Source organism: Alkalicoccus urumqiensis, from assembly GCF_002993335.1.
In the GTDB taxonomy this organism is placed as follows: domain Bacteria; phylum Bacillota; class Bacilli; order Bacillales; family Salisediminibacteriaceae; genus Alkalicoccus; species Alkalicoccus urumqiensis.
Map to the genome: position 1 here is coordinate 164385 of NZ_PVNS01000008.1, position 24281 is coordinate 188665.

Annotated in this window: 29 protein-coding genes; 21 read left to right on the plus strand and 8 right to left on the minus strand. The window is 50.7% G+C overall.

Going from position 1 to position 24281, the window contains the following annotated elements; all coding sequences use genetic code 11:
• Positions 1-33 precede the first annotated feature (33 nt).
• Both C6I21_RS09955 and C6I21_RS09960 read left to right on the plus strand, forming a co-directional pair.
• Positions 34-351: a YfhH family protein gene (locus C6I21_RS09955; RefSeq protein WP_105959312.1), complete on the plus strand. Its 318-nt coding sequence runs from the start codon at positions 34-36 to the stop codon at positions 349-351.
• 18 nt (positions 352-369) lie between these two features.
• Entirely contained in the window at positions 370-636 is a 267-nt protein-coding gene (locus C6I21_RS09960) for a YfhJ family protein (RefSeq protein WP_105959313.1), read from the plus strand.
• 72 nt (positions 637-708) lie between these two features.
• Here C6I21_RS09960 and C6I21_RS09965 read toward each other — a convergent pair whose 3' ends face one another.
• Positions 709-1683 (minus strand): metal-dependent hydrolase, encoded by a 975-nt coding sequence (locus tag C6I21_RS09965; protein ID WP_105959314.1) that lies wholly within the window; start codon positions 1681-1683, stop codon positions 709-711.
• A gap of 81 nt (positions 1684-1764) precedes the next feature.
• Here C6I21_RS09965 and mutY point away from each other — a divergent pair, with 81 nt between their 5' ends.
• The 9 genes from mutY to C6I21_RS10010 all read left to right on the plus strand — a co-directional run bounded on the left by mutY (position 1765) and on the right by C6I21_RS10010 (position 10189).
• Positions 1765-2826 carry an A/G-specific adenine glycosylase gene (mutY, locus tag C6I21_RS09970; protein WP_245411596.1) on the plus strand — a complete coding sequence of 354 codons (1062 nt, stop codon included), beginning with the start codon at positions 1765-1767 and terminating at the stop codon, positions 2824-2826.
• 63 nt (positions 2827-2889) lie between these two features.
• Positions 2890-3642, plus strand: a complete 753-nt coding sequence (locus tag C6I21_RS09975; protein ID WP_105959316.1) for an SDR family NAD(P)-dependent oxidoreductase — start codon at positions 2890-2892, stop codon at positions 3640-3642.
• Between the two features lie 108 nt (positions 3643-3750).
• Positions 3751-5379, plus strand: a complete 1629-nt coding sequence (locus C6I21_RS09980; RefSeq protein ID WP_245411597.1) for a gamma-glutamyltransferase family protein — start codon at positions 3751-3753, stop codon at positions 5377-5379.
• Entirely contained in the window at positions 5357-5923 is a 567-nt protein-coding gene (locus C6I21_RS09985) for a chromate transporter (protein ID WP_105959318.1), read from the plus strand. Before C6I21_RS09980 ends, C6I21_RS09985 begins: the two co-directional genes overlap by 23 nt.
• Positions 5923-6456, plus strand: coding sequence for a chromate transporter (locus C6I21_RS09990; RefSeq protein ID WP_105959350.1), 534 nt, complete (start codon positions 5923-5925; stop codon positions 6454-6456). The genes C6I21_RS09985 and C6I21_RS09990 overlap by 1 nt, the downstream gene beginning before the upstream one ends.
• Positions 6457-6500: 44 nt before the next feature.
• Complete coding sequence (gene fabL, locus C6I21_RS09995; protein WP_105959319.1) at positions 6501-7250, plus strand: enoyl-[acyl-carrier-protein] reductase FabL; 750 nt, start codon at positions 6501-6503, stop codon at positions 7248-7250.
• Between the two features lie 114 nt (positions 7251-7364).
• A complete protein-coding gene (locus C6I21_RS10000; RefSeq protein WP_105959320.1) occupies positions 7365-7817 on the plus strand; it encodes a DUF3939 domain-containing protein in 453 nt (150 codons plus the stop codon).
• Between the two features lie 15 nt (positions 7818-7832).
• Positions 7833-8360, plus strand: a complete 528-nt coding sequence (gene ntdP / locus C6I21_RS10005) for a nucleoside tri-diphosphate phosphatase (RefSeq protein ID WP_105959321.1) — start codon at positions 7833-7835, stop codon at positions 8358-8360.
• Between the two features lie 89 nt (positions 8361-8449).
• The gene (locus C6I21_RS10010) at positions 8450-10189 is read left to right on the plus strand and encodes an ABC transporter ATP-binding protein (RefSeq protein ID WP_105959322.1); all 1740 of its coding nucleotides are present in this window, start codon (positions 8450-8452) and stop codon (positions 10187-10189) included.
• Between the two features lie 151 nt (positions 10190-10340).
• On the opposite strand, the gene C6I21_RS16200 is transcribed toward C6I21_RS10010, so the two are convergent.
• Positions 10341-10697, minus strand: coding sequence for a hypothetical protein (locus C6I21_RS16200; protein ID WP_142393251.1), 357 nt, complete (start codon positions 10695-10697; stop codon positions 10341-10343).
• Positions 10698-10878: 181 nt separating this feature from the next.
• Here C6I21_RS16200 and C6I21_RS16205 point away from each other — a divergent pair, with 181 nt between their 5' ends.
• Genes C6I21_RS16205 through C6I21_RS10035 form a run of 5 tightly spaced genes read left to right on the plus strand, consistent with a single transcriptional unit; the run spans position 10879 to position 14948 of the window.
• Positions 10879-11586 carry a hypothetical protein gene (locus tag C6I21_RS16205; protein WP_181186207.1) on the plus strand — a complete coding sequence of 236 codons (708 nt, stop codon included), beginning with the start codon at positions 10879-10881 and terminating at the stop codon, positions 11584-11586.
• A 10-nt stretch (positions 11587-11596) separates the two neighbouring features.
• The gene (locus tag C6I21_RS10020) at positions 11597-11989 is read left to right on the plus strand and encodes a GntR family transcriptional regulator (protein WP_105959324.1); all 393 of its coding nucleotides are present in this window, start codon (positions 11597-11599) and stop codon (positions 11987-11989) included.
• On the plus strand, positions 11979-12836 hold the full coding sequence (locus C6I21_RS10025; RefSeq protein ID WP_105959325.1) for an ATP-binding cassette domain-containing protein: 858 nt from the start codon (positions 11979-11981) through the stop codon (positions 12834-12836). Before C6I21_RS10020 ends, C6I21_RS10025 begins: the two co-directional genes overlap by 11 nt.
• Positions 12833-13735 (plus strand): ABC transporter ATP-binding protein, encoded by a 903-nt coding sequence (locus C6I21_RS10030; protein WP_105959326.1) that lies wholly within the window; start codon positions 12833-12835, stop codon positions 13733-13735. Before C6I21_RS10025 ends, C6I21_RS10030 begins: the two co-directional genes overlap by 4 nt.
• Positions 13728-14948, plus strand: coding sequence for an ABC transporter permease (locus C6I21_RS10035; RefSeq protein ID WP_105959327.1), 1221 nt, complete (start codon positions 13728-13730; stop codon positions 14946-14948). The genes C6I21_RS10030 and C6I21_RS10035 overlap by 8 nt, the downstream gene beginning before the upstream one ends.
• 118 nt (positions 14949-15066) lie before the next feature.
• Here the strand turns inward: C6I21_RS10035 and C6I21_RS10040 are convergent, their stop codons facing one another.
• From C6I21_RS10040 to C6I21_RS10060, 5 genes are all read right to left on the minus strand, one after another.
• Entirely contained in the window at positions 15067-16209 is a 1143-nt protein-coding gene (locus tag C6I21_RS10040; RefSeq protein WP_245411598.1) for an FUSC family protein, read from the minus strand.
• A 67-nt stretch (positions 16210-16276) separates the two neighbouring features.
• Entirely contained in the window at positions 16277-17575 is a 1299-nt protein-coding gene (locus tag C6I21_RS10045; protein ID WP_105959328.1) for a glutamate-1-semialdehyde 2,1-aminomutase, read from the minus strand.
• A 54-nt stretch (positions 17576-17629) separates the two neighbouring features.
• Positions 17630-18421, minus strand: a complete 792-nt coding sequence (locus tag C6I21_RS10050; protein WP_142393253.1) for a hypothetical protein — start codon at positions 18419-18421, stop codon at positions 17630-17632.
• A complete protein-coding gene (locus tag C6I21_RS10055) occupies positions 18361-19149 on the minus strand; it encodes a hypothetical protein (protein ID WP_105959330.1) in 789 nt (262 codons plus the stop codon). The genes C6I21_RS10050 and C6I21_RS10055 overlap by 61 nt, the downstream gene beginning before the upstream one ends.
• Before the next feature lie 30 nt (positions 19150-19179).
• On the minus strand, positions 19180-19797 hold the full coding sequence (locus tag C6I21_RS10060; RefSeq protein ID WP_105959331.1) for a hypothetical protein: 618 nt from the start codon (positions 19795-19797) through the stop codon (positions 19180-19182).
• Positions 19798-19971: 174 nt separating this feature from the next.
• On the opposite strand from C6I21_RS10060, the gene C6I21_RS10065 reads away from it, so the two are divergent.
• The 4 genes from C6I21_RS10065 to perR all read left to right on the plus strand — a co-directional run bounded on the left by C6I21_RS10065 (position 19972) and on the right by perR (position 22298).
• Positions 19972-20400, plus strand: a complete 429-nt coding sequence (locus C6I21_RS10065) for a hypothetical protein (RefSeq protein ID WP_142393254.1) — start codon at positions 19972-19974, stop codon at positions 20398-20400.
• A gap of 58 nt (positions 20401-20458) precedes the next feature.
• Entirely contained in the window at positions 20459-21409 is a 951-nt protein-coding gene (locus C6I21_RS10070) for a D-2-hydroxyacid dehydrogenase (RefSeq protein WP_105959333.1), read from the plus strand.
• Positions 21410-21427: 18 nt separating this feature from the next.
• Complete coding sequence (locus tag C6I21_RS10075) at positions 21428-21736, plus strand: cyclic-di-AMP receptor (RefSeq protein ID WP_105959334.1); 309 nt, start codon at positions 21428-21430, stop codon at positions 21734-21736.
• Between the two features lie 124 nt (positions 21737-21860).
• On the plus strand, positions 21861-22298 hold the full coding sequence (perR, locus tag C6I21_RS10080) for a peroxide-responsive transcriptional repressor PerR (protein WP_105959352.1): 438 nt from the start codon (positions 21861-21863) through the stop codon (positions 22296-22298).
• Positions 22299-22485: 187 nt separating this feature from the next.
• Here the strand turns inward: perR and C6I21_RS10085 are convergent, their stop codons facing one another.
• Positions 22486-22851, minus strand: a complete 366-nt coding sequence (locus C6I21_RS10085; protein ID WP_105959353.1) for a YgzB family protein — start codon at positions 22849-22851, stop codon at positions 22486-22488.
• A gap of 188 nt (positions 22852-23039) precedes the next feature.
• Between C6I21_RS10085 and C6I21_RS10090 the strand changes: the two genes are divergently transcribed.
• A complete protein-coding gene (locus tag C6I21_RS10090; RefSeq protein ID WP_105959335.1) occupies positions 23040-23927 on the plus strand; it encodes a nucleotidyltransferase-like protein in 888 nt (295 codons plus the stop codon).
• Positions 23928-24281: the final 354 nt, after the last annotated feature.

Here is a 24281-nt window from a genome sequence, read left to right on the forward strand (position 1 = left end):
CAGGTATACTGATAGAAGAGGAGGGATTCTTCTATGACACAACAGTACAGCAGCATGACAAAAGGGGAACTGGAACAGGAGATAAAAGAACTTCGTGTTCTCGCACAGAAGGCGGAAGCCAAAGGAATGATCAATGAATACGCGGTTCATGAGCGGAAGCGGGTCATGGCAGAGGCGTACCTTCTTGACCCGGATTCGTTCAAGCCGAAAGAAACGTATGTCATCCGGGACAGTCCCGGTGAACCATTTGAAATCAGCTATATGAATGGTGTTTTCGCCTGGGGCTACCGGAACGGCGGCTCCAAGCTGGAGGCAGTGCCGATTTCCGTGCTCGGCGAGCGCATGGATTAAGGAAAGGAGGCAGAAGACATGGAAGAGCAGATCAAGCGGCTGACAGAGATGCTTCTGGAAAAAAATGATCAACTATCCTACATGGATGCCCGCACATGGGTGGAGCTTTTATGGGAAGACTTCGAAGCGACACGCGCGAAAGCAGGGCGGGAATACCAGGGAAAAGAAATGACGGAGCGGATTGTGGAGCAGTGGATTCAGCATTACGGACCGAGGCTGCATGAGCTTGCACAAACCCACCCTCAGTATAAAAAGTGGTTCGAGCATAAGCAGTTCTTTCAGTAAAAAATATACTGCTGAGCGGAGAAAAAACGCTCCCTCCGGAATCATCCGGAAGGAGCGTTACGGCTCTTCTGCTCAGGCGTAGGTTAATTTCCGCCGCAGCGTATTCGTATTGTAAATCCAGCCTGTGTAGGAACTCAGTACGTTCAGATCTTCATCCAGACGCACGATGGCAACAAAGGGATAATAGCCTTTGCTCCGGTAGCGCAGGTCGACAAATTTGACGGAATAGCCGTGCTTTTCAATCGACACTTCCCAGCGGTAGGCTGGAGAAAACGAAAGAAATGCTTTCAGGTTATCATCGTTTCTTGCAGCATTGATTACCCTGTCGTCCGGGATCGGTTCAAAAGGATATGTTTCAAAATAGCGGATGCCCCGCCGGTTCGCCTCTGCTACATACATTTTACGCGCGGTCCGGACCACGATGTGCCACCGGGACCACCGGAATGTCGGTGACGTAAGAATGTGGGTTGCCTCCGGATGGGCGGAAAGCATCTGCCGGTGGATCTGCCGCTGGGCGTGAATCCGCCAGAGGTAATAAAAAATAACGATGATATAGAGCACAAGAAATGTCCACCCGGGCGGCGTGCCGAACCGCCAGAAGATAATCGCTGTGATGTGGGCAATAAAAATGAACGGATCAAAGATGTTGATGACCCCGAGCGCCAGCCATTTATTGTATATCGGAGCGAATGCTTTCGTTCCATAGGCATTGAATATATCTACATACACGTGAAGAAACACAGCGAAAAACGTCCACATCCATAAATGCCATGGATCCGGCACAGGCATCAGCATCATCAGGAGAAGCGTGAGTACGGTCGGCCAGATAAACCAGAATGGAATGGAGTGGGTGGCTCCACGGTGGTTGCGGATATAAACAGCATTGTTGCGGAGTTTTAAAACGGTATCAAAGTCAGGGGCCTGGGAGCCGACGATCGCACCCACCATGACTGCCTGCGTCATCGCAGGATCTCCGGAAACGACCGGATCAAGTGCTGCGAGTCCGCCGACAGCAATGCCCATGACGACATGCGTTGCAGAATCCATACGCTTCCCTCCATCACATTGCAGGCGTTGGTACTGATAGTTTACCCCTTTTTCCATAGAATCAAAAGAGGTGTTTTCACATTGCAATTATTTGATACGAATCAATTTCAACAGGATCTGCTGGCATGGTACAGGTCCGAAAAGAGAGATCTCCCCTGGCGCAGAGAGAACGATCCGTACCGCATCTGGGTATCGGAAATTATGCTCCAGCAGACGAAAGTAGATACAGTTATCCCTTATTATGAACGGTTTATGAACGATTTTCCCACCCTTCAGGCCCTGGCAGAGGCCCCGGAGGAAAAAGTGCTGAAAGCGTGGGAAGGACTCGGTTATTATTCCCGGGCCAGAAATCTTCATGCAGCGGTTAAAGAAGTTCAGTCCCATTACGGCGGGCGGGTGCCGGATTCCGAAAAGGAAATCCACCAGCTGAAAGGAGTGGGGCCATATACAGCCGGGGCGGTATTATCCATTGCCTATCAGGTGCCGGCGCCTGCAGTAGACGGAAATGTCATGCGCGTCCTCTCCCGGCTTTTCTCCATGTACGATGATATTACGAAAGCATCCACACGTAAAATGTTCGAAGAGATTATCCGCGATATTATCTCAGAAGAGGACCCTTCCTCGTTTAATCAGGCCCTCATGGAACTTGGTGCGGTCATCTGTACACCGACAAGCCCGGGGTGCCTGCTCTGCCCTGTCGCGGATCACTGCCGGGCATCAGCTGAGGGGGTTCAGGAGCTTCTTCCTGTCAAACCAAAGAAAAAAGCACCTAAAACCGTCCACCTCCAGTCGCTCGTCCTCAGCTCGGAGGATGCGGTACTCGTGGAAAAACGGCCGGAAAAAGGGCTTCTTGCCAACCTGTGGCAGTTTCCGATGCTCGCCGATGGGGAACCCGAAGCTATGTGGACCAACTACGCGAAACAGAGAGACGGAACGGTGCGGAACCTGACGTACGTCGCCCATATCCGGCACGTGTTTTCCCACCTTGTCTGGGAAATTGACGTCTACAAAGCTGAAGGATCCATCAGTAGTCCGGAGGAAAGACAGGCGTGGATGACGGAAGCGCAGATGGACGAAGCAGCATTTCCGGTCTCCCATCAGAAGATTAGAGAAGAAGTACAAAGCAGCAGTTCAGATCGATAAAAAGACGGACACCCGGGGAAAACGACGCCCGGCGCTTCCGACTGACATTAGAGGAGGATGAACATGGATTTACAGTTGAAAGGAAAAACCGTGCTTGTCACCGGCGGATCGAAAGGAATCGGCCTTGGTATTGCCGAAGCATTTGAAAAGGAAGGAGCGCGGGTCGCAGTCGCTGCAAGAGGCAAAGAAGCGCTGGATCATGTACAGCAGCTGCATCCCGAATTTCTCTGTCTGGAGTCAGACATAACGAATGAAAGCCAGCGTACCGCTCTGATTGAGAATGTACGTAAAACATTCGGAGAGCTGGATATACTGATTAACAATGCCGGAGGTTCTGCAGGCGGGGAGACAATGGAAACGCCGCTTTCCTCGTTCAAGGAGGCAATGGAACTGAACTATTTCTCTGCGCTGCATCTGGCACAGCTTGCCGCATCCGGGATGAATGAAGGAAGTGCAATTATCAATATTTCCTCTATCTTCGGACGGGAGGCAGGCGGAAAGCCGTCCTATAACAGCGCAAAAGCAGCGATGATTTCAATGACCAAATCCCTCGGCGACGAGCTTATTAAAGATGGTATCCGCGTCAATGGCGTGGCACCGGGATCGATTCTCCACCCGAGCGGCAACTGGCAGCGGCGCCTGGATGAAAATCCAGAAAAAATCCATGCATTTGTGGAACAGGAAATTCCGGCCGGCCGTTTCGGTACAGTCGAGGAAATTGCGGACGTCGTCGTGTTTCTCGCTTCGCCGAGAGCCGGCTGGGTCTCCGGAGCGACATTGAACGTCGACGGAGGCCAGTCCCGTTCGAACTTTTAACTTCAGGAACATTACTCCCGCCGGTAAGAAAAAAGTCTGGCAGATTATCGCTCCACCCGGACCACTCCCGGCGGGAAACGTGATAATATATCACGATGCGTTATTAGGATGAAGGAGGATATTATGTACACACCTACTGCAGAGCACTACCCTTATGGATCAAAACGGACAGTTACATACGGTAAAAACGGCATGGTCGCCACGTCCCAGCCAATGGCGGCGCAGGCGGGCCTGGATATGCTGAAGCAGGGTGGCAACGCCGTCGATGCGGCCATTGCAACGGCAGCGGCACTGACGGTAGTGGAGCCGACTTCCAATGGTATCGGAAGCGACGCCTTTGCGATCGTCTGGATTAAGGATAAGCTGTACGGACTGAATGGAAGCGGTCCGGCCCCTGCCTCGATCTCCATTGAAAAAGTTAAGGAGAAGGACGGAGAAGAAATGCCGGTATTCGGACTGACGCCGGTTACCGTTCCGGGTACTCCCGCCTCCTGGGCAGCGCTTTCTAAACGATTCGGAAAGCTTCCATTTGAAAAATTAATGGAGCCGGCGGTCCGTTACGCCAGAGACGGGTTTCCTGTAAGCCCGGTGCTCGCTTCGTTTTGGAAGCGCGGTGCAGAAGCGTTCCGCTCCCGGTTTAAAGGGGAAGTATTTGATGAGTGGTTCCGGGTCTTTACGCCGGATGGGAAAGCTCCTGAGGCCGGGGAACTCTGGCGCTCACCGGATCATGCCGATACACTGGAGGAAATCGGCAAAACCGGCGCCCGATCCTTTTATGAAGGGGCACTTGCAGATAAAATGGATGCCTGTTCGAAAAAATATGACGGCTTTATCCGCCGGGAAGACCTCGAAGGGTTTGAGCCGGAGTGGGTGGATCCCGTTTCTGTTTCCTATAAAGGGTACGATGTATACGAGATCCCACCGAACGGACAAGGAATGATCGCGCTTATGGGGCTGAATATGCTGAGAAACGACGCGTTTACTTCCAGAGAGTCGGATCACACGTGGCACTATCAGATCGAAGCGATGAAACGGGCGTTTGCTGATGGGGAAAAGCAGATTACAGAGCGTTCAGACATGAACGTATCGGTGGAATCACTTCTTGATCCCTCCTATGCAGATTCCCGGAGAGAAGGAATAAAAGAAACAGCGCAGGAGCCGGAAGCCGGGGATCCGTCCGCCTCAGGCACGGTCTATCTAGCCTGCGCCGACAGCGAAGGAAATATGGTTTCCTTTATTCAGAGCAACTACATGGGCTTCGGTTCCGGTGTTGTTGTCCCTGGAACCGGCATCGCTCTTCAAAATCGGGGGCACAATTTCCATATGGACCCGGATCATGTCAATGCGCTGAGGCCCGGGAAGCGTCCGTATCACACGATAATTCCCGGCTTCTTAATGAAAGACGGCAGTGCTGTCGGACCGTTCGGTGTCATGGGCGGCTTTATGCAGCCTCAGGGACATATGCAGGTGATCATGAATACACTTGATTTTGGGCTGAATCCGCAGCAGGCGCTGGATGCTCCGCGTTGGCAGTGGACCGGAGGGAAAAACGTCCTCCTGGAACAGGCTGTGCCGAACGCACTCGTTCAGCAGCTGGCGGCAAGAGGACATCACGTATCGGTCACCCATGATTCCGGCAGCTTCGGCAGAGGGCAGATTATCTGGCGCAATCCGGAAACCGGTGTGCTGGCAGGAGGAACGGAGGCAAGAACGGATGGCACGATCGCAGCCTACTGACGGAAAGAAGCTGCAGCGGCAGCTGTTCGCCGGGTTTTTCCGCGTGGGAATGCTCGGCTACGGCGGGGGACCGGCCTCCATTCCTTTAATTCAAAAAGAAGCGGTGGATACGTACCAGTGGATGGATGAAGAAGAATTTGCGGATATACTGGCTATCGGGAACACGCTTCCCGGCCCAATTGCAACGAAAATGGCCGGCTACATCGGCTGGAGGAAAGCAGGAGCACTGGGGATGGCGAATGCTATCGCTGCTTCTGTCGTCCCGACAGTCATTCTCATGGTTATTCTGCTCGTGTCGCTTGCCTCGTTCCGGGAATACAGCTGGGTGCAGGGCATGACGCAGGGTGTTCTTCCGGTCGTGGCTGTCATGCTTGGCGTTCTTACATGGAGCTTTTTGAAGAAAGCCTCCGTGTCGATGGGGGGGACAGCGGCAGCCGGACTGGCTGTCGTTTCCGCCGTTCTGATTGAATGGCTCGGTCTTCATCCAGCGTTTCTAATCGCGGCTTTAATCCTTATTGTTCTTGGAAGGAGGAGCCGCACATGATTATTTACTGGGAATTGTTTCTTGCGTTTTTTCTTCCCGGCATTCTCGGCTATGGCGGAGGACCGGCTACCATTCCACTGATTGAATATGAAGTGGTCCACCGCTACAATTGGATGACAGTGGAGGAGTTTGGTGAAGTGCTGGCGCTCGGCAACGCGCTTCCCGGTCCGATTGCAACGAAAATGGCCGGCTACATCGGCTATGCAGAAGCGGGTATACCGGGAATGATCGCTGCACTGACGGCAACGATTGCCCCGTCTTTAATTCTGATGATTGCGCTGGTCGGCCTTCTGATGAAATTCAGAGATTCTCCGAAAGTAAAACAGCTGTCCGCCGCGGTCCGTCCGACGATCGCTGTCCTCTTAGGAGCGATGACGATCCGCTTTCTGGAAACAGCGTATGAAGGAAGCGGTGCACTGCATACGGTGCTGATTGCAGGGGTCTCCTTTTACCTGCTGGAGAAGCGGAGCGTGCATCCAGTGTGGGTCATTCTCGGTGCCCTTCTTTATGGGGCGCTGTTTCTGGGTGGATAATAGGAATAAGCGTACGAACTTCACATAGAAATGAGGGGAAAAGAATGGATCCAAATACGAAAACGGCCCTGATCACCGGCAGCAGCCGCGGAATCGGCCGTGAAATTGCACTGACTCTGGCGCGTGAAGGATATCAGATTGTCATTAATTATGCGCGGAGCCGGACGAAGGCAGAAGAAACTGCAGAAGAGATCCGGGAGCTCGGAGTCGATGCGATGACGGTGCGGGCGAATGTGTCCAAGCAGGAGAAAGTACAGGACATGTTTGCTGAAATTGATGAGAAAGCAGGGAGGCTCGATGTGCTGGTGAACAACGCCGCGTCCGGTGTTCTCCGGCCGGTGATGGAAGTAGAAGAGAGCCACTGGGACTGGACGATGAATACAAACGCGAAAGCGGCTTTGTTCTGCGCACAGGAAGCAGCAAAACGGATGACAGACGGCGGAGCCGTCGTAAGCCTGAGTTCTCTCGGAGCCGGGCGGTATCTGCCGAACTATACGACCGTAGGCGTGTCCAAAGCAGCGGTGGAAGCTTTGACGCGGTATCTTGCTGTAGAACTGGCTCCGCGCGGAATCCGGGTGAATGCGGTATCCGGGGGCGCAGTGGACACAGATGCGCTGACGCATTTTCCAAACCGGGACGAGCTTCTGGAGGATGCTTCGTCACGAACGCCCGCCGGCCGGATCACAGAGCCGAAAGATCTCGCAGCAGCTGTTCGTTTCCTCGTATCAGAGGATGCGTTTATGATCCGTGGACAGACAATCGTCGTTGACGGAGGAATTTCACTGCTCGCGTAATCGATTTCCCTCATTCCGTGTCATTTTTGTTTATTCATAGTATACTGGAAAGGAGACAACGTATAGTATGAATAAACGCCGGCCTCTGTGTGTGATTCAGAGAGGGGGAAACGAATGTTTCGTAAAAAACGAAAGGCTGCCGGGGAAGAACCGGCGTGGGAAGTCATTTCCTGCAGTCAGGATGATATCCGGCAGGCGGTGAACGCATTTGCCAGACAGGCAGATCAGCGGATTTCGCTCCGGTCCCTGATACGTCAGGACAACAGTCTGGATCCGGAGCTTCTGGCACCGCATCTCGGCGGCATACCCGACAGACCCTTTTATATGTCCAAGGAAACATTTGAAGTTGCTGAAGAGCAGGAGCTTGTGAAAATGCTTGACTATGCGCAGATAGCCGTCGATCAATATTTTCTCGAAACGGGGAACTATCCGACGATGGATGGCGCGAGGAGCGGAAAGGTCAGCTATTTCAAGCTGCAGCATTATTTAAAGGAAAAACCCCCGATGGATTTGTATCTTGACCCTGGAGACAGGATGGTGACGCACCGGAAGCCGGCGGAAATGTAACAGGAGGAACTGTTTGTGGAATTTCCGACGGTAGGAAGTACAATTGAAGTGCAGAGCTACAAGCACGATGGTACCCTTCACCGCGTCTGGGAGGAAACGGTTATTTTAAAAGGCACGACACAGGAAGTGATCGGCGGAAATGACCGTATTCTCGTGCAGGAATCAGACGGACGGCACTGGCGGACGAGGGAGCCTGCCATCTGCTATTTCACGGCACACAGCTGGTTTAATGTCATTGGAATGATTCGTGATGATGGTATTTATTACTACTGTAATCTCGGCACACCTTTTACCTATGATTCAGAAGCGCTGAAATATATCGATTATGATCTGGATATTAAGGTGTTTCCTGATATGACGTACAAACTGCTGGATGAGGATGAATTTCAGCTTCATAAAAAAGAAATGAATTATCCTCCGGAAGTGGAGACAATTCTCCAGCGCGCTGTGGATGAGCTGGTTTCCTGGATCAGCTCACAGAAGGGACCGTTTGAACCAGGCTTTATTGAATACTGGTACGAGCGGTTTCTGCATCACCGATAAACAGAAATGAAGGGCCTGCCGGGCTTTCCAAACGGCAGGTCTTTCCTGTTGCAGTAAACCTGATTTTTCGTACGGAAAGGAGGTTCACATTGGAAAGCATCAAAAGATATATGGTATTTATTCGTCCTTATTGGAAGGAAATCATTATTACCGTTCTGATCGGGATGCTGAAATTCGGTATCCCGCTGCTGATTCCGCTCATTTTGAAGTATGTCATCGACGATATTATCGGCGCTGAAAATATGTCCACCTCGGAGCAGATGGAGACATTGTACTGGCTGATGGGCGGTGCGCTCATTCTGTTTGTCGTTTTCCGCCCGCCGATCGAGTATTACCGGCAGTATTTCGCACAGTGGACAGGTAATAAAATTTTATATGATATACGGGAGCAGCTGTTCACACACCTGCAGAAGTTAAGTTTGACATTTTATGCGAACCGTAAAAGCGGGGAAGTTATTTCCCGGGTAATAAACGATGTGGAGCAGACGAAAAACTTCATTATGACCGGGATGATGAACATCTGGCTCGATATGTTCACCATTATCGTGGCCATTATCATCATGCTGACGCTGGATCCGCTGCTTACACTCGTTGCCGTCGCACTGCTGCCGCTGTTTGGATTCGCGGTAAAGTATTTCTACGGCAGACTCCGGGATTTAACGCGACGGCGCTCGCAGGCACTTGCAGATGTGCAGGGACACCTTCATGAACGGCTCCAGGGCATCAGCGTCATTAAAAGCTTCGCGCTGGAAAATCACGAGCAGAAGCAGTTCGACCAGCAGAATGAAAACTTTCTTGACAGGGCTGTCGATCATACACGCTGGAATGCCAAGACGTTTGCTGTTGTCAATACGATCACGGATACAGCTCCGCTCCTCGTTATTTTTGCCGCCGCCGTTCTGGTTCTGCAGGCGGATCTGACAGTCGGCACGATGGTTGCCTTTGCGACCTACATGGAGCGTCTCTATGCACCGCTGCGCCGACTCGTCAACTCATCGACGCAGCTCGTGCAGTCCATCGCTTCCATGGACCGGATGTTTGAACTGATTGATGAGAAATACGATATTACGAACAAAAAAGATGCGCTTCCTTATACAAATGCATCGGGCGAGGTCATTTTCGACCGTGTTTCTTTCTCCTACGAGGAGGAGGAGGTCCTTCATGACGTCAGTTTCCGGGCGGAGCGCGGGGAAACGGTCGCATTCGTCGGCATGAGCGGCGGAGGAAAAAGTACGGTAATGAGCCTGATTCCTAGATTTTACGATGTGGATGAGGGAGTGATCCGTATTGATGGGCGCGATGTCCGGGACTATGATGTGCACAGTCTGCGTCAGGAAATCGGAATGGTGCTGCAGGATAACATTATTTTCAGTGATTCGATCCTGTTCAATATTCGGATGGGGCACCCGGAGGCATCGGAAGAAGAAGTTATTGAAGCGGCAAAAGCTGCCAATGCGCACGACTTCATCCAGTCGCTTCCCGAAGGTTATCATACAAAAATCGGCGAACGCGGCGTGAAGCTCTCAGGCGGTCAGAAGCAGCGCCTTGCCATTGCCAGAGTGTTTTTGAAAGACCCGCAGATTCTCATTTTTGATGAAGCCACGAGTGCGCTTGATCTGGAAAGCGAGCGCCTGATTCAGGATTCTGTAGAGCGTCTTGCGAAAGACCGGACGACATTTATCGTGGCGCACAGGCTGTCCACCGTCACCCATGCAGACAAGATCATCGTGATGGAAAACGGCCGCGTCCGGGAAACCGGAAATCATTTAGAATTGATGCATCAGGATGGGAAATATGCACAGCTTTTCTCTATGCAGGAGCTCGGCTGAGCAGATAAAATCATATGAAAAGCGTCCCGCAGTCGAAGGCAGACAGCGGGCCGTTTTTTTTGAAGGACAAGAAAGTTCGAAGCCTCTTCCGAGCCGGGATGCCAAGGGTTATAGTATTTCAACGTTCTGTTCTATGTGCCGTTTGTTTTTGTTAATGGAGCTTCTCCGCTTTTCGGCAGAAGCTTGCCGTGGGCTTGTCTTCCAGCCGGGCGCTGTTTGTACGGCTGCAGCGCATGAGCGGAGCCGGCCTATGGTTTGAGCCGCAGGGCAGCGAACTTCTGGCCTGCGGCGCGGCCGTGCGGAGCCATGCTTCTTCAATCGAAGCAATGTCCAGCTCCAGCGCCCGCTCGCTCGAGGTTCCTTCAACCCTGCCGACGAAAGCGAAGATCAGCTTTCGTCGGCAGGGCTTCCAGGACTGGTCGCTCGTGATCAGGGCGCTTCCGCTTTTCAGATTCCCTCCGGAACGCGTACGGCTGCAGGTGCAGGCAGAAAACGGGTACCTATTCAACAGACCTCACTTTTCTTTTAAAACCAGGCGGTTTCTGCCTGGTTTATTTGACGGCTCTACTCCGACCATTCAAAAAGTTTCCAGAATCAGGCTTGAACGGATATACACAGTGTGCTACTGTGTATATAAACATATACAGTTAGAGGTGATCGATTTGGATTGGCGCATAACCTGGAAATTAATGAAATATGAATGGCGGTGGACGAAGCTGCACCATTACTTGCTTCTGCTGCTGTATGCAGCAGGTCTTGCCTACTTTGCTGTACTGGTTCTCCCCATGCGGATGGGAGAGCCACAGCCGCTGACGGTGATGAATGATTTTATTTTCATTGTGCTGTTAAGTTTAGGTGTTTATGCACCCAGGGGGTACGCATTTTTCGTACGTGAAGTGAAATCGCAGCTGTATGCAGCACCTCTATTTCTGCAGTGGCGTCCGCTTCCGGTTCCGGAGAATGTGCAGATCGTCTCGCGCATGCTGATGAGTGCGTGGTGGATGGTCATGATGCAGCTCTGTTTTCTCGTACTGCTGTATCTATTCAGCTGGATGACAGGTGTGCTCCTTCCGGAAAATCCGCTCTGGTTCGCCGTCCACTGGATGATCGCGTGCAGCGTTTTTGCCGGCATGGCACCGGCTTCAGAGCCTGGAGATAAAATGTCTATGCTGAAAATTGTCTTGTTTTGTTTCGGTGTTTTTGCCGGGCTTATCATCTTGTCCCTTGCCGTTTTTTTCATAAGCGGCGGGCGGTTTATCTGGGAATGGTTTCTCGCTGCATCCAGCTCCCAACCGCTCCTTCTGACCATCCTGCTCCTTTCCGCTTCCACCTGCAGCAATTTCGGCTGGGTTCAGTATATGCGCCACTATATGAAAAAAACGAATTATACCGTTTAGGAGGGGTGCTATGCTTCCGATCCATATCGATCAGACGAGCCGTGCCCCGATTTATGATCAGGTGGAGAATGCTATAAAAGAGATGATAGAAACGGGAACACTGCCTCCCGGCGAGAAACTTCCTTCCGTCCGCAAGCTGGCAGCAGATTTAAAATGCAGTGTCATTACGACGCGAAGGGCGTATCAGAACCTGGAACAGAACGGCTTAATCCAGACGTATCAGGGGAAGGGAACCTTCGTGGCTGAGGCTGCCTCTGTCGATTATACGGAGGTTCGTAAAGAAGAAGTGCGGAGGCGTTTAACGGACGCCTGGAATCACGCGGAGGCTTTCGGCTTTTCTTCCGGAGACGTAAAGGAATGGCTGACGGACATTATGGAAAGGGGAGATTCCGGTGAAGATTAAAAACTGGAAAGGCATAAATAAGCATGCTGCAGCAGAAATGAGTATACTGCCCGGCCGGGTGTACGTGCTGATTGGCGAAAACAGTGCCGGGAAAACGATGCTGCTCCGGTCACTGATGGCGATGGTGCATCCCGGGGAAACGGTTTACGAAACGGAAAACGGCGCGCTTACGGAGCTGGAATGGAAAGAACAGACAGCCTACGTCCCTCAGGAGATGACTGCCTATCAAAAAACGACACTCCGTCAGGCAGCGGAACTCCATCAGATCGTCTGCAGCGACTGGAGTGAAGGGCACTTCACACATTTTATTGAATCTTTTGGGCTTGAACTGAACAAGCCGCTGGATCAATTATCCGGTGGAAAGCAGAAACTTGCAGGCTGCGCACTGGCTTTATCCCGGAATACAAGCCTGCTTGTCATGGATGAGCCGTTCGCTGGTGTCGATTTCCCGGGCCAGCAGAAATTAAAAGAAGCCTGTATTGACTGGCTTGAAGAAGATGAGAGCCGTTCCATCGTGTATACATCCCACCAGGCAGGCGATATTCAGGATCTCGGAGATTATATATACCCAGTGCTGGACGGCACCGTTCTTCCCGGTGTGGAGAAAGATTCACTTATGCAGGAAGCGGCATTTGTCTGGCTGAAAGAGGAAAGTGGAAACCAAAGAAGCACGTTATTCGTAGAGCAGAAAAGACAAGGGCAGCTGGTCCAGGGAGTGACGTTTTCCCTGACGCAACTGCTGGAGGAACTTCAGGAGAACAACAGTGGAGCAGAGCACATTCAGAACCTTTCGATCGGCGAGGCGCTCGATCTCTACCTGCAGCATCAAAGGAGGAAAACGGTATGACATTAAAGCTGGAGTCGCTGGAAAAAACATTTGGCAGCCATACGGCAGTGGGCGGGATTAATGCTGAAGTCGCCCCCGGTTCCATGTTCGGGATGCTCGGAGCCAACGGAGCCGGAAAAACGACTACGTTCCGTATGATTCTCGGTCTCCTGGATCCAACGTCCGGTACAGCCGAATGGAACGGGAGGCGTATCGGGTATGACCGGACTCACTTGATCGGTTACCTGCCGGAGGAGCGGGGGCTGTTTCCAAAGCTCACGGTAAAAGACCAGCTCGTGTATTTAATGCGGCTGAACGGCATGAAGCGTCAGGATACGATCAAAGAAATGAGGTCCTGGCTGGAGCGGTTTCAAGTAGAGGAATACGAGAATAAAAAAGTGGAGGAACTGTCCAAAGGAAACCAGCAGAAAATTCAGTTCATGGCAGCGGTGCTCCACCGGCCGGAGCTTCTCATACTGGATGAGCCGTTCAGCGGACTCGATCCGGTCAACGCCGACATGCTGAAAGAGGCGGTGCTCTCCATCCAGAAAAACGGAACGACGATCGTTTTCTCCAGTCATCAGATGCGCAATGTGGAAGAGCTCTGTGAAGAGATTCTGATGCTCAAGGAAGGCAGAGTCGTGCTGGAAGGTCATTTGAATGATATTAAGCGCAGCTACAGTATGAAAAACATACGGATCCGGGCGGACCATGATTTTTCTATTACCGAAACACCGGGAAGCATTTTATCTGTGTCGTCAAACAAACTGGAAACCGTCGTTCAAGTGAACGGGGAAGAGGCAGTAAAAGACGTGTTCTATCAGGCATCTGCGGACGGTTATCTGCGTCATTTTGCCGTGGAGGAACCGTCGCTCCATGATATATTTATCGACAAGGCAGGAGGAAATGAACATGAATAATTTCTGGACGACATTCAGCCATACCGCCTCCAAGCGTGTCCGCACGAAAGCATTTGCTATTTCCACCGGGATCATGGCTTTCCTCATCATTGCGCTGTTAAATATTCCAAACATCATTGATATGTTCTCTGACGGAGAAGAAGCTGTCATGGAAGCTGTGATATTGGATGATACGGAATTTGCTCTGGCAGAGCAGTTTCAGGATACAGACCAGATTACATACGAAGCAGCAGATACTGATCCCGGGGAAGCGGAAGAGACCTACACGGACGGCGAAACAGTCATCGTCCTGTCCGGGCCGCTCGAATCCATGGAAGCTGTATTGTATGACGCTCCCCCAGCTGTAGAAATGGACGTTCAGGCACAGCTGCAGCAGGTCAAGGATCAGGCAGCCGCCGAAGAAGCGGATTTGTCCGAAGCGCAGCTGGCGCTCCTTCAGGCACCGGTGCAGGTTTCCACGCAGTCGTTTACCGATGACGGAGGAGCAGCGCCGGAAGAGGCAGGATCCGGTTCCTATTGGATGGTTTATGCGCTGGTATTTATTATTTACCTTCTCGTCATTACATTCGGGTCCATGATTGCGACCGAAGTGGCCACAGAGAAATCCTCCCGTGTAATGGAACTGATCGTTTCCAGCATTAATCCGGTAACACAGATGTTCGGGAAGCTTTTCGGCATCGGTGCTGCCGGGGCGCTGAATTTGTTGATTCTTGGAGGTGCAGCTGTTGTGGGGCTGTGGATGAGCAGTGAAGAGATGCTCCGTTTTATTGTAAATGACATCCTGGATGTATCGCTGCTCGGCTACGCGCTGCTGTTTATTGCACTCGGGTACTTCCTGTACGGAGGGGTTGCTGCCATGCTCGGCGCACTGGTAAGCCGGGCAGAGGAAGTAAACCAGGCAATTCAACCGCTCATTTTTCTGGCGATGATTGCTTTCTTTCTCTCCATTATGGCGTTAAACGCGCCGGAATTAACGGTTTTCCGTGTGTTGAGCTACGTTCCTTTCTTTACACCGCAGCTGCTGTTCCTGCGCATTGGTATGGGAACCGTACCGGGGTGGGAAATCGGAATTATCATAGTCCTGCTGGTTCTCAGTGTAGTGCTGATCAACCTTCTTGCAGCCCGTGTCTACAAAGGCGGCGTGCTCCTGTACGGCAGGTTTTCGTTTAAAAAGAGCGTGAAGCAGGCACTTGCGCTCTCCAGAAAAGAATAGGACGAGAAACTTGATTCACCCGGTTTCGGACGCCGGTATAGTAAAAGCGTGCGCTCCACGTAAAGGGAGTGCACGCTTTTTTGGATCCAAGGCTTGTTTTCCGCTGGTGCCTGGAGCTTTAAAGTTCACGGTCGCTGACTTCGACTTCGTTGTTTTCCGTATGGTACGTGAAAAAGCCGTCTACGAGTGTGTCGAGATGCTCCAGCTCTTCCGCGTATTCCAGAATGAGCGCGATAACCGGGAAAAAGTGCATCCATTCATCATAGTCCAGCTCATCACTTGTCTGGTGAGTCATAAACGTTTTCACGAGATCCCGCCTGCGCTGTGCAATTTCATTGTCGTAGTCATCGCCTGCCTGCGGTTTCACTTTTCCCATGTATTTCAGCATGATTCGTTCATGATAGCTCGTAAATTCATCGAGCTGGGCACGGAGTGTTTCTTCCACGACCGCCGGCAGCTGATGGGTAACGTGGTCGTTTCTTGCCAGGCTTTTAAGGATATCTTCCGCTTTTCTTGTCGTGCGTATCATCTGCCGGAAAAGAACAATCTTCCGCATGCGGGAATATTCGCTGCGCCGGAAAATGCTCCGCTCTTCTTTGTAAAGATCGAACATTGTCTCCAGTTTCACGATAGACGTGCGGATTTTTTCCTGGTCCTGCTTTAGTGTCTGGTAATCAACTTCATGGTGAAGCAGCAGGCGGATCCATTGAATGATTTCTTCGTTGATGGCAGATAACTTGTGATAGAGCTGATTTTCATGTTTTGGCGGTAAAAACATCATGTTCACAAGGAAGGCGGAAAATACGCCGACGATAATGAGCAGAAAACGGTCTGCTGCGAAATTGTAAAAGTCATCCGTTGGACTTCCCATAATGATTATCGCTGTCACGACCGCCAGTGGAATAATGTTTTCCTTCTTCCATTTGATGTGAATAGCAATAATCAGCAGCACGACCACACCGATCACGAATGGTTCTGAGCCGAAGGCGGTAACAAACGTAATGGCAAGTACCGCACTGATGATATTAGCCTGCACCTGATCCCAGATCAGTGTCATGCTTTTATGAACGGACGGCTGGACGGCAAAAAAAGCAGCCAGTGCGGCAAACTGTGTTGTCGGAAACTGAAGCCACATCGCCACGTAAAGTGCAAGCGTCACAGCAAGTCCGGTTTTAAATATTCGGGCACCGAGCCTCATCTTTGAGTATGTTCCTTTCGTAACGTAATTGAAGAGAGAAGCAGAAATAATGCTGCTCTTCATGTTTTCCTTTCCTATGCTTCTGGAAAAGGGTGCTGTTGATGTATGATACACCTCAAAAGAAAGGAATTCAAGCGGTGCTGAGCCCATTTTCAAAGACTTCTCTTACAGCTTCAATGGTCTGATCGATTTCCTTTTCAGTATGTTCCGTTGTTAAAAACCACGCTTCAAATTTAGACGGAGCAAGATGAACTCCTTTATCCAGCATCTGATGAAAGAACGATGCAAACATCGCTGTATCGGATGATTCTGCATCCGCGAAGTTTTTGACGCTGTCTACACCGAAATAGACTGTCAGCGCGCCGCATACCCGCTGCACGTGTGCCGGTATCTGATAGTCAGCAGCAGCCTGTTCTATTCCTTCCTGAAGCCGCTGGCCGAGAAGATCCATTTTTTCATAAATACCGTTACCCTGCAGCACTTCCAGGCAGGCGATACCGGATCGGATGGAAGCTGGATTGCCTGCCATCGTTCCGGCCTGATAGGCAGGCCCCATAGGAGATACTTCTTCCATAATATCTCTGCGTCCGCCGTAAGCGCCGATCGGCAGTCCGCCGCCGATGATTTTTCCCATGGCAGTAAGGTCCGGCGTGACGCCGAGCATGTTCTGTGCTCCGCCGTACATAAACCGGAAAGCGGTAATGACTTCATCATAGATAACCAGGGAACCGGCTGCGTGTGCCAGATCGTTCACTTCCTCCAGAAAGCCGGGCTCCGGCTCCACCATACCGAAGTTTCCGACGATCGGCTCCACCATAACTGCAGCAGTTTCTTCCCCGAAGTGATCCAATGCTTCTTTTAATGCGTGGGTATCGTTAAACGGAACGGTAATGACTTCCGAAGCGATGTTTTTGGTCACACCGGCGGAGTCCGGGTTCCCGGTAGTGGAAGGTCCGGAACCGGCGGCGACAAGAACAAGGTCGCTGTGTCCGTGGTAGCAGCCTGCAAATTTGATGATTTTATTCCGGCCGGTGTATGCACGGGCGACCCGGATCGTCGTCATCACTGCTTCCGTGCCCGAATTGACAAAGCGTACCCGCTCGAGCGATGGGATGGCCTCCTGCAGCATGGCCGCGAACGTATTCTCGTATTTTGTCGGCGTACCAAGAAGGACGGCGTCAGCCGCTGCCTGCTGAATCGCTTCCGTGATATGAGGATGGGCGTGTCCGGTAATGATCGGGCCATAGGCTGCCAGGTAATCAATGTATGTATTTCCGTCGACATCCTTCAGGTAGGCGCCGCTTCCGGTCTCCATAAAAACAGGGGTGCCGCCGCCAACTCCTTTGTATGCTCTGGACGGGCTGTTAACCCCGCCGAGAATGACTTCTTTTGCCTCGCTGTAGTATGTTTCAGACGTCTGCCGGTTCATAAATGATGCCGCCTTTCTAAATAATAATTTTTCCTCCGGCTCAGCACCAGGGGACTATTCATATAATACATCGTACCATGCGCGGTCCCCTTCTCTTGGAAACGAGACCGCTGTTTCCTGCTGAAACCAGTCTATCACTTCCTGCCAGTCTGCCGTCCTGAGTGCCTCCCCGCTGTCATCCAGGAGGAGAAAGGATGGTTTCTCGTCGATATCCATATAGGTTTCAAAGTATTCAGGCTGATGGTAGATGACATCCAGGTACGTATCATACCGCTCTCCAATCTGGGATGCAAACTCCTGAAGGATGTTCAAGTATTCCCGGTTGAACGATTCGTCAAATAAAAACAGCATATAGTGGTTGTCCTCGACCGGCGTATGAACTTCCAGGAAATCTTCTGACGTGTAGGGGGAGGTGGTGATCGATTCAGCTTCCACCACCGGAAGCAGTCTGGAATCATTTGTTACCGGTGTCTCCCTCTCTGTTACAACAGGCAGGTTCTCTGCAACGACTTCGATTTCCACCCGCTGGTTGGGGAGGTGGAATGGAAATTCCTCAAATCCTTCGGAGCTGCTGCCTTCATTAAAAAAGGTAGTGTCTTCTGATAGCTGCACAACATACGATTCCACTTCATAATCGTCCGGCAGCTCATAGTACAAATCCTGCAGGTACCGGTAGGAAGTGCCGGTGTAGGTATCCTGGACGAATAATTGAAAGCGGCCATCAGTATCCAGGGTGAACATGTATCTTCCTTCAAGCGTCGTCGTGTCGTTGTCTGTGCAGCCGTTTAGGAGGAAGAGAGCGGCCGCTCCCAGAATCCATCGTTCACTCCTGCGTCGATGAGCCATTCCAGCACCTCCTCCTGATCTGTGGACCAATGAATCCGTGACTGTCTGTCGATGACGAAAAACGTCGGGTTTTCCCAGTCTCTCTCGATCTCGGTGACGAGTGGAGGAGAGTCGAATGTGGAAGCAGCATATTCGCGCGGAGACAAATGAAGCCGCCGCTCACCCCGGAGGCGGGTAACTTCAGAAAGAAGGCTGCTGCGGCTTCCGGACTGGTAATATTCCTCCCCTATGATACCTAGGAACAGTTTCTGACCTTCCGGCGGGCTGAAAAAGCGGATGAGATCCTCTTCTGTCAGCGGCTCGATCGTGACAGTTTCCGGTTCGATTACCGGGGAAAAAGCGGACATGGTGGAGAGGTTTTCAAGTGATACGTTCCGCATGACCAGTTCTCCCATTTCTTCAGCTACGAAGGATACCCGCTGCGATGGGAAAATAATGTCCTCCAGATCCGGGCTGCTCACCTCTGAAGCAAGATTTTCCGGCAGGAGTGCTGTTGTATCGGAAAGGAACAGCTGAACACTGGCTGCTTCATACGATTCAGTCTGTCTGATTTTATCGCCGTGAAGAAACGTGAGTGTATCCCCGAGTGTGTCTTCAAGAAAAACGGGGAGAATGTTTTCCGCAGGGGAGAAGAAGGGCATCGCCTGCCCCGCTGTTTCGGTGTGGTTCTGCTGCTCCGGACTGCATCCCGCGAGAAGCAGAACCGTACATACGATTATCTTTTTCATCGGAGGTGTCCTTTCCGTAACGTTGTTTTACTAGACGCCTTCCTCAAGTGCCTGGAGGATTTTTTCAGGAGAGGAGGATTCTATAAGCGTCCCCTCTGAATCAAGCAGGTAGTAGGCACTGTCTAAAAACGATGCCATTTCCGGCGCAGGTGTGTGTGTCTGCAGGCGGTAGCCATCCGGCAGGAAATCAAACATTTCTGCCAGGAGGCCGGCTGGAAGCGTGTCAGCTGTGATGAAGAGCCAGTGGTGGGATTCGACCGGACGGAAATAATGGAGCAGATCCGATTCGGTATAGGGCAGCGCTTCGGCCTCTGTATGAATAACGGGCAGAAAACGGTCATCGTGTGCGAGGTGACGGTCTCTTTCGAGCATTATTCCCTGTCCTGTATCCTTTGTAACCTGTACGCGCTGGTTCGGATACAGGCGCGAAGAGTCTATGTTGTCCCGCGGCAGAATGTATGCTTCAGCTTCGTAGGAATCAACGGGGTGCCGATTGATATGAGCACTGAACCCGGTACCGGCATAGTTGTCCTCGATGAGAAGGATCACGCGTCCGAATGCGTCTGCTTCTCCGGCAATTCTTGCGGTCTCGGTTCCGCCTGTGCAGGCTGTGAGCAGTAAAAGCACAGCCGTCCAAATAAATTTCAAAAGCAGCCACCTCCTGATACTAGTATTGTAGCAGAGAGAGTGTCAGAACCTGCATCAGGAAGCCCGGAACGCAGTGAAACACGCGAAAAGAAAAAATTATCCGCGCAGTGAAAGGGGGGAACTGATTTTTCATGGATTCTCTGCTACTATAGAAGGAGAAGGGTGGGGGTCACTGTGAAACAGTTTATTCCGTTTATTATTATCGCCGCTGTTATCGGCGCTGCCCTGTTCCTGTTTCAGGATGAATACGAAGGACCGTTCCGCCCGGACTACAGCAGCAGCGCATCGAACAGCTTCTGGGATGCTTCGCTGTACGTCATGGAAGAAGGCGGGGAATACGAGATAGGTCTGCGGCTGGAAGCATCCGATGAAATCGACGTAGAGGAAATCGAAGCTGTGGAATTTTTCGTCGACAGTTCTGCTGTCAGTTTTTATTTTCAGGATCTGGAGACAGAGTCTTTCGATGGCGTCATTGATTACTCTGAACCATGCTCTGTCTGCAGTCAGACGAATCATATTGAAGCGAGGGCGCTTGTAAACTGGCGCGCTGAAACAACGAATACCTCCCAGTTTCAATTCAGTCTCGATCTTGACGAAGAATAACGAACCATGCAGCGGCTGAGCTGCTGCATCACATAGATTGGTTGAAGGAGTTGCCGTTATGATTGTGGTTTCCAGTGCAGGACTTTCAAGCGAACGAACGAAAGAATTAGAAGAAGAATTTCCGGAGGTGGATTTCCGTTTTCATCCTTCCATGAAGGAGGCAGAGCAGGATCTCCCCGAAGCAGAGGTTCTCCTGACCTTTGGTGAAGATGTCGACGAAGAGCATATAACGATGGCAGCATCACTGAAGTGGATCAATATTATTTCTGCAGGAATGGATAAAATGCCGTTCCAGTCCATAAAGGAGCGGGATATTCTTGTAACGAATGCCCGGGGGATCCACGGAAATCCGATGGCAGAATATACGTTTCACATGATGCTTCATGTATCCAGACAGATGCCTGTCCTGATGAAGCAGCAGGACAATGCCGCCTGGGACCGGTCTCCGGTGATGACAGAGCTCCGCGGGAAAACGCTTCTGACTGCAGGGACAGGAGCGATTGCTTCTGAGACTGCAAGGCTCGGAAAAGCATTTCATATGCGTACAATCGGTATAAACCGGACCGGAAGCCCTGCTCCCCATTTCGATGAGACAGCTGCGGCCGGCGGGCTGGAAGAAGCCTGCAGGGAAGCCGATTTCATCGTCTCGGTCCTTCCTAAAATGCCGGAAACGGATCATTTTTTCACAGACCGGATCTTTCAGTCCATGAAACCAACGGCTGTTTTTATCAATATCGGCAGGGGAAACGCAGTCGATGAAAAAGCTCTGCTGAATGCCCTGGAGCAGGGAAGACCCGCCCACGCTGTGCTGGATGTTTTTCAGGAGGAGCCGCTCCCGGCATCCTCCCCATTCTGGGAGCATCCCCATGTAACGGTAACTCCTCATTTGTCGGGGATTTCACCGGAATATCTTCCCCGTGCGTGCCGGATGTTTGCGGATAATTTAACGAAATACCTTAGTGGAAGCACGTCGTTCATTAATCCCGTTGACCCGGAAAAAGGCTATTAACAGGAGGGAGAGATTCTAATGAAATTAATGGTATGTATCGTGCAGCCGCCCTACCGTGATGCTGTTGAAGATGGATTGAATGAAGCCGGCTACCGCATGACGGAGCTTTCAAGCAGCGGAAGCTTTTTCCGGAAAGGGAGTACAACATTTCTTATCGGAATCGAGGAAGCCGATGCTCCGGATGTTTTCAAGAAGCTGCAGACGATCTGCCTGGAGATGGAGGATGAGAAAGGGAAACCGAAAGATCTCCCCCATCGGTACATCTCATTTCTTCTGCCGGCAGAAAATGCCGCGCCGCTCCTGGCTTCTCAGAGGGTTTCTGATTGACACTTCCGGAAATGATCCGATATACTGATTGTAACCATTCTTATTAAGTAATCTCTATTTCATGTAAAAGGATTGCTTTCTTTAGATGTACTATGAATCCGTCATGCAGAGAGAGGTGAAAACGATGGAGAATACAGAGCTGCGGGAAGCACTTCAGTCTTTAAAAAGTACAAAAGTGAGAATGACTCCTCAGCGTCATGCTATTTTGGAATTCTTATTTAACTGCGAGAGTCATCCCACGGCAGATGATATTTATAAAGCACTGGAGGATAAGTTCCCGAATATGAGTGTTGCTACCGTGTATAATAACCTCCGTGTTTTTAAAGACGCCGGTCTGGTGCGTGAACTGACTTATGGGGATTCGTCCAGCCGCTTCGACAGCAACACATCGGATCATTACCATGTTATCTGTGACTCCTGCGGCAAGATTGTCGATTTTCATTATCCGGGTCTGGATGAAGTGGAAACGCTGGCTGAACATGTTGCCGGATTCCGTGTCCGCTCCCACCGCATGGAAGTGTACGGAACCTGTCCGGACTGTATCAAAGCACAGGCACATTAGAAAATGTCTCTCCGCCTCTCCGGGATGGCGGAGAGTTTTTTTGAGAAAAGCGGTAAAGGCCATTTCCAGGCACGGTACTTATTAAAGAAAGGAAACCCTGTTTCTTTACCCAGCAGAAAGCGGGCGCTCCTATATTCGGAGCGCCCGCTTTCTGTTCAATTCCAGATTTTCATTTGACTATTGTGCGTTAACTATTGGATGAGGTGTCCTTCTTCTTGCTGTTATACGCCTGATTAAATTCTTTCCCTTCAAGATCAGGGTCCAGCGTAAGTGGTTCGTTGCAGTGCATGCAGGCATCCACACGCCCGAGCATTTTGGTCTGCAGGCCGCATTCCGGACAGTTGACCTTGACTGCCTTGGATGACAGCATGCCGATCCAGAAATAAATAACGGTACTTGCTATTATCGCCAAAAAGCCAAGCAGCATAAACAGCGTCATAATAATCGGCTGATTCCGGAAAAACAACCCGAGATACATAATAATGATACCGCCAAAAATCAATACGAGGGCAAATGTCCGTATTTTGTTAATTTTACTGGTGAAATTGAGCATATGCTTCACGCCTTTCTTTTCGTAGTATAGCATAAGCGTTACCTGTCCGGGAATCCATAGAGATGAGGAATTCGTGACAGTTACAGAGGCCTCAAAATGTGAATCCGGTTTTTTCTATAAAGGAATTAACAGACCTGCGTCGAACTTTATAAAGGGGAAGCGGAAGTTTGAACCAGGAGGGTGATAACATGGAAGAAATGATGCGGGCGCTTTATCAGGATAAGACCGGTGATGCAGATACAGCTGCGGTAGTTACAATGGAAAGGCGGGGACATGATGATGTTTCCACCGATTATTTTGATGCTGTTATCCTTATTATAAAAGAAAATGGCCGCAGACAATGGGAAATAAAACATTATGAAGCGGATGGTGTAACCGCGGCTGTTCACATCGTCGCAACAGAACAGATCGATGAATGGCTGACACACGGTACAAACCGGCGGGCTGTGGAATGGATGGTCCGTGGCAGAGTTGTATATGACCGGGATGAATTCATGAAAAATTACCGCCGGCACTTAAATACGTTTCCTGAAGAGAAAAGGCAGACGAAAATCGGCATGGAATTTTCACGGCTGGTCCGCAGGTATGCAGATGGACGCTCCCTTTTTGCTTCAGGCCACTATCTGGATGCCTATAATCAAATTGTACATGCCCTTCATCACCTCGCGAGACTCGCCGTCATTGAAAAAGGCTATTACCCGGAAGTAACGGTTTGGGAACAGGTCAAGCGCCTGGAGCCGGAGATTCACAAACTTTACTCAGAGCTGACCAGCGGAAGAGAGCCGCTTGAAAAGCGCCTCGAGCTGCTGCTCCTGGCAAATGAATTTGAAATGACGACAAAAGTGAAGCTTGGCAGTGCTCATCTTCTCTCTATTATGGAAGAAGCCGAAGAAGCATGGAGTGTAGAGGATTTAAAAGAGCGGGTATCGTTCCACGATTATTCACTCGATATTACACTGCTGCTGGAATACCTCGTCCAGAGGGGGGTGCTGAGGGTTATCCTGAAAGAGACGAAAGGGAGGGGCATTCAGCATAGATTATACAAAGCGAAACGTGTTCCAGAAGCAGAGGATTAACCGCTAGGTGCGTTATTGCGGAATAGAATGATGAATGAATTTTTACCGCAGGAAAAACTTCTTTTGTTTTTTTGGATTTACCTGTTGCAATGAATCTGAGAACCATGCTATATTAATAAACGTCGCCGAGAGAGACAGCGGCGGCAGACGAAGCGGCGGAAGAAAAACAATAAAAAAGTTGTTGACCTTAAGTTGCTATCGTGATATATTAATAAAGTCGCCAAATTGAGCGGCGGAAACGAAAAGCCCTTTGAAAACTAAACAAAAGACAAAAGTGAAGGAAAGAGAATGACACATTCTCTGTTCAATTTCAATTTGGAATCTAAGCCAGATTCCGTCTGATGCAGCGAAAGC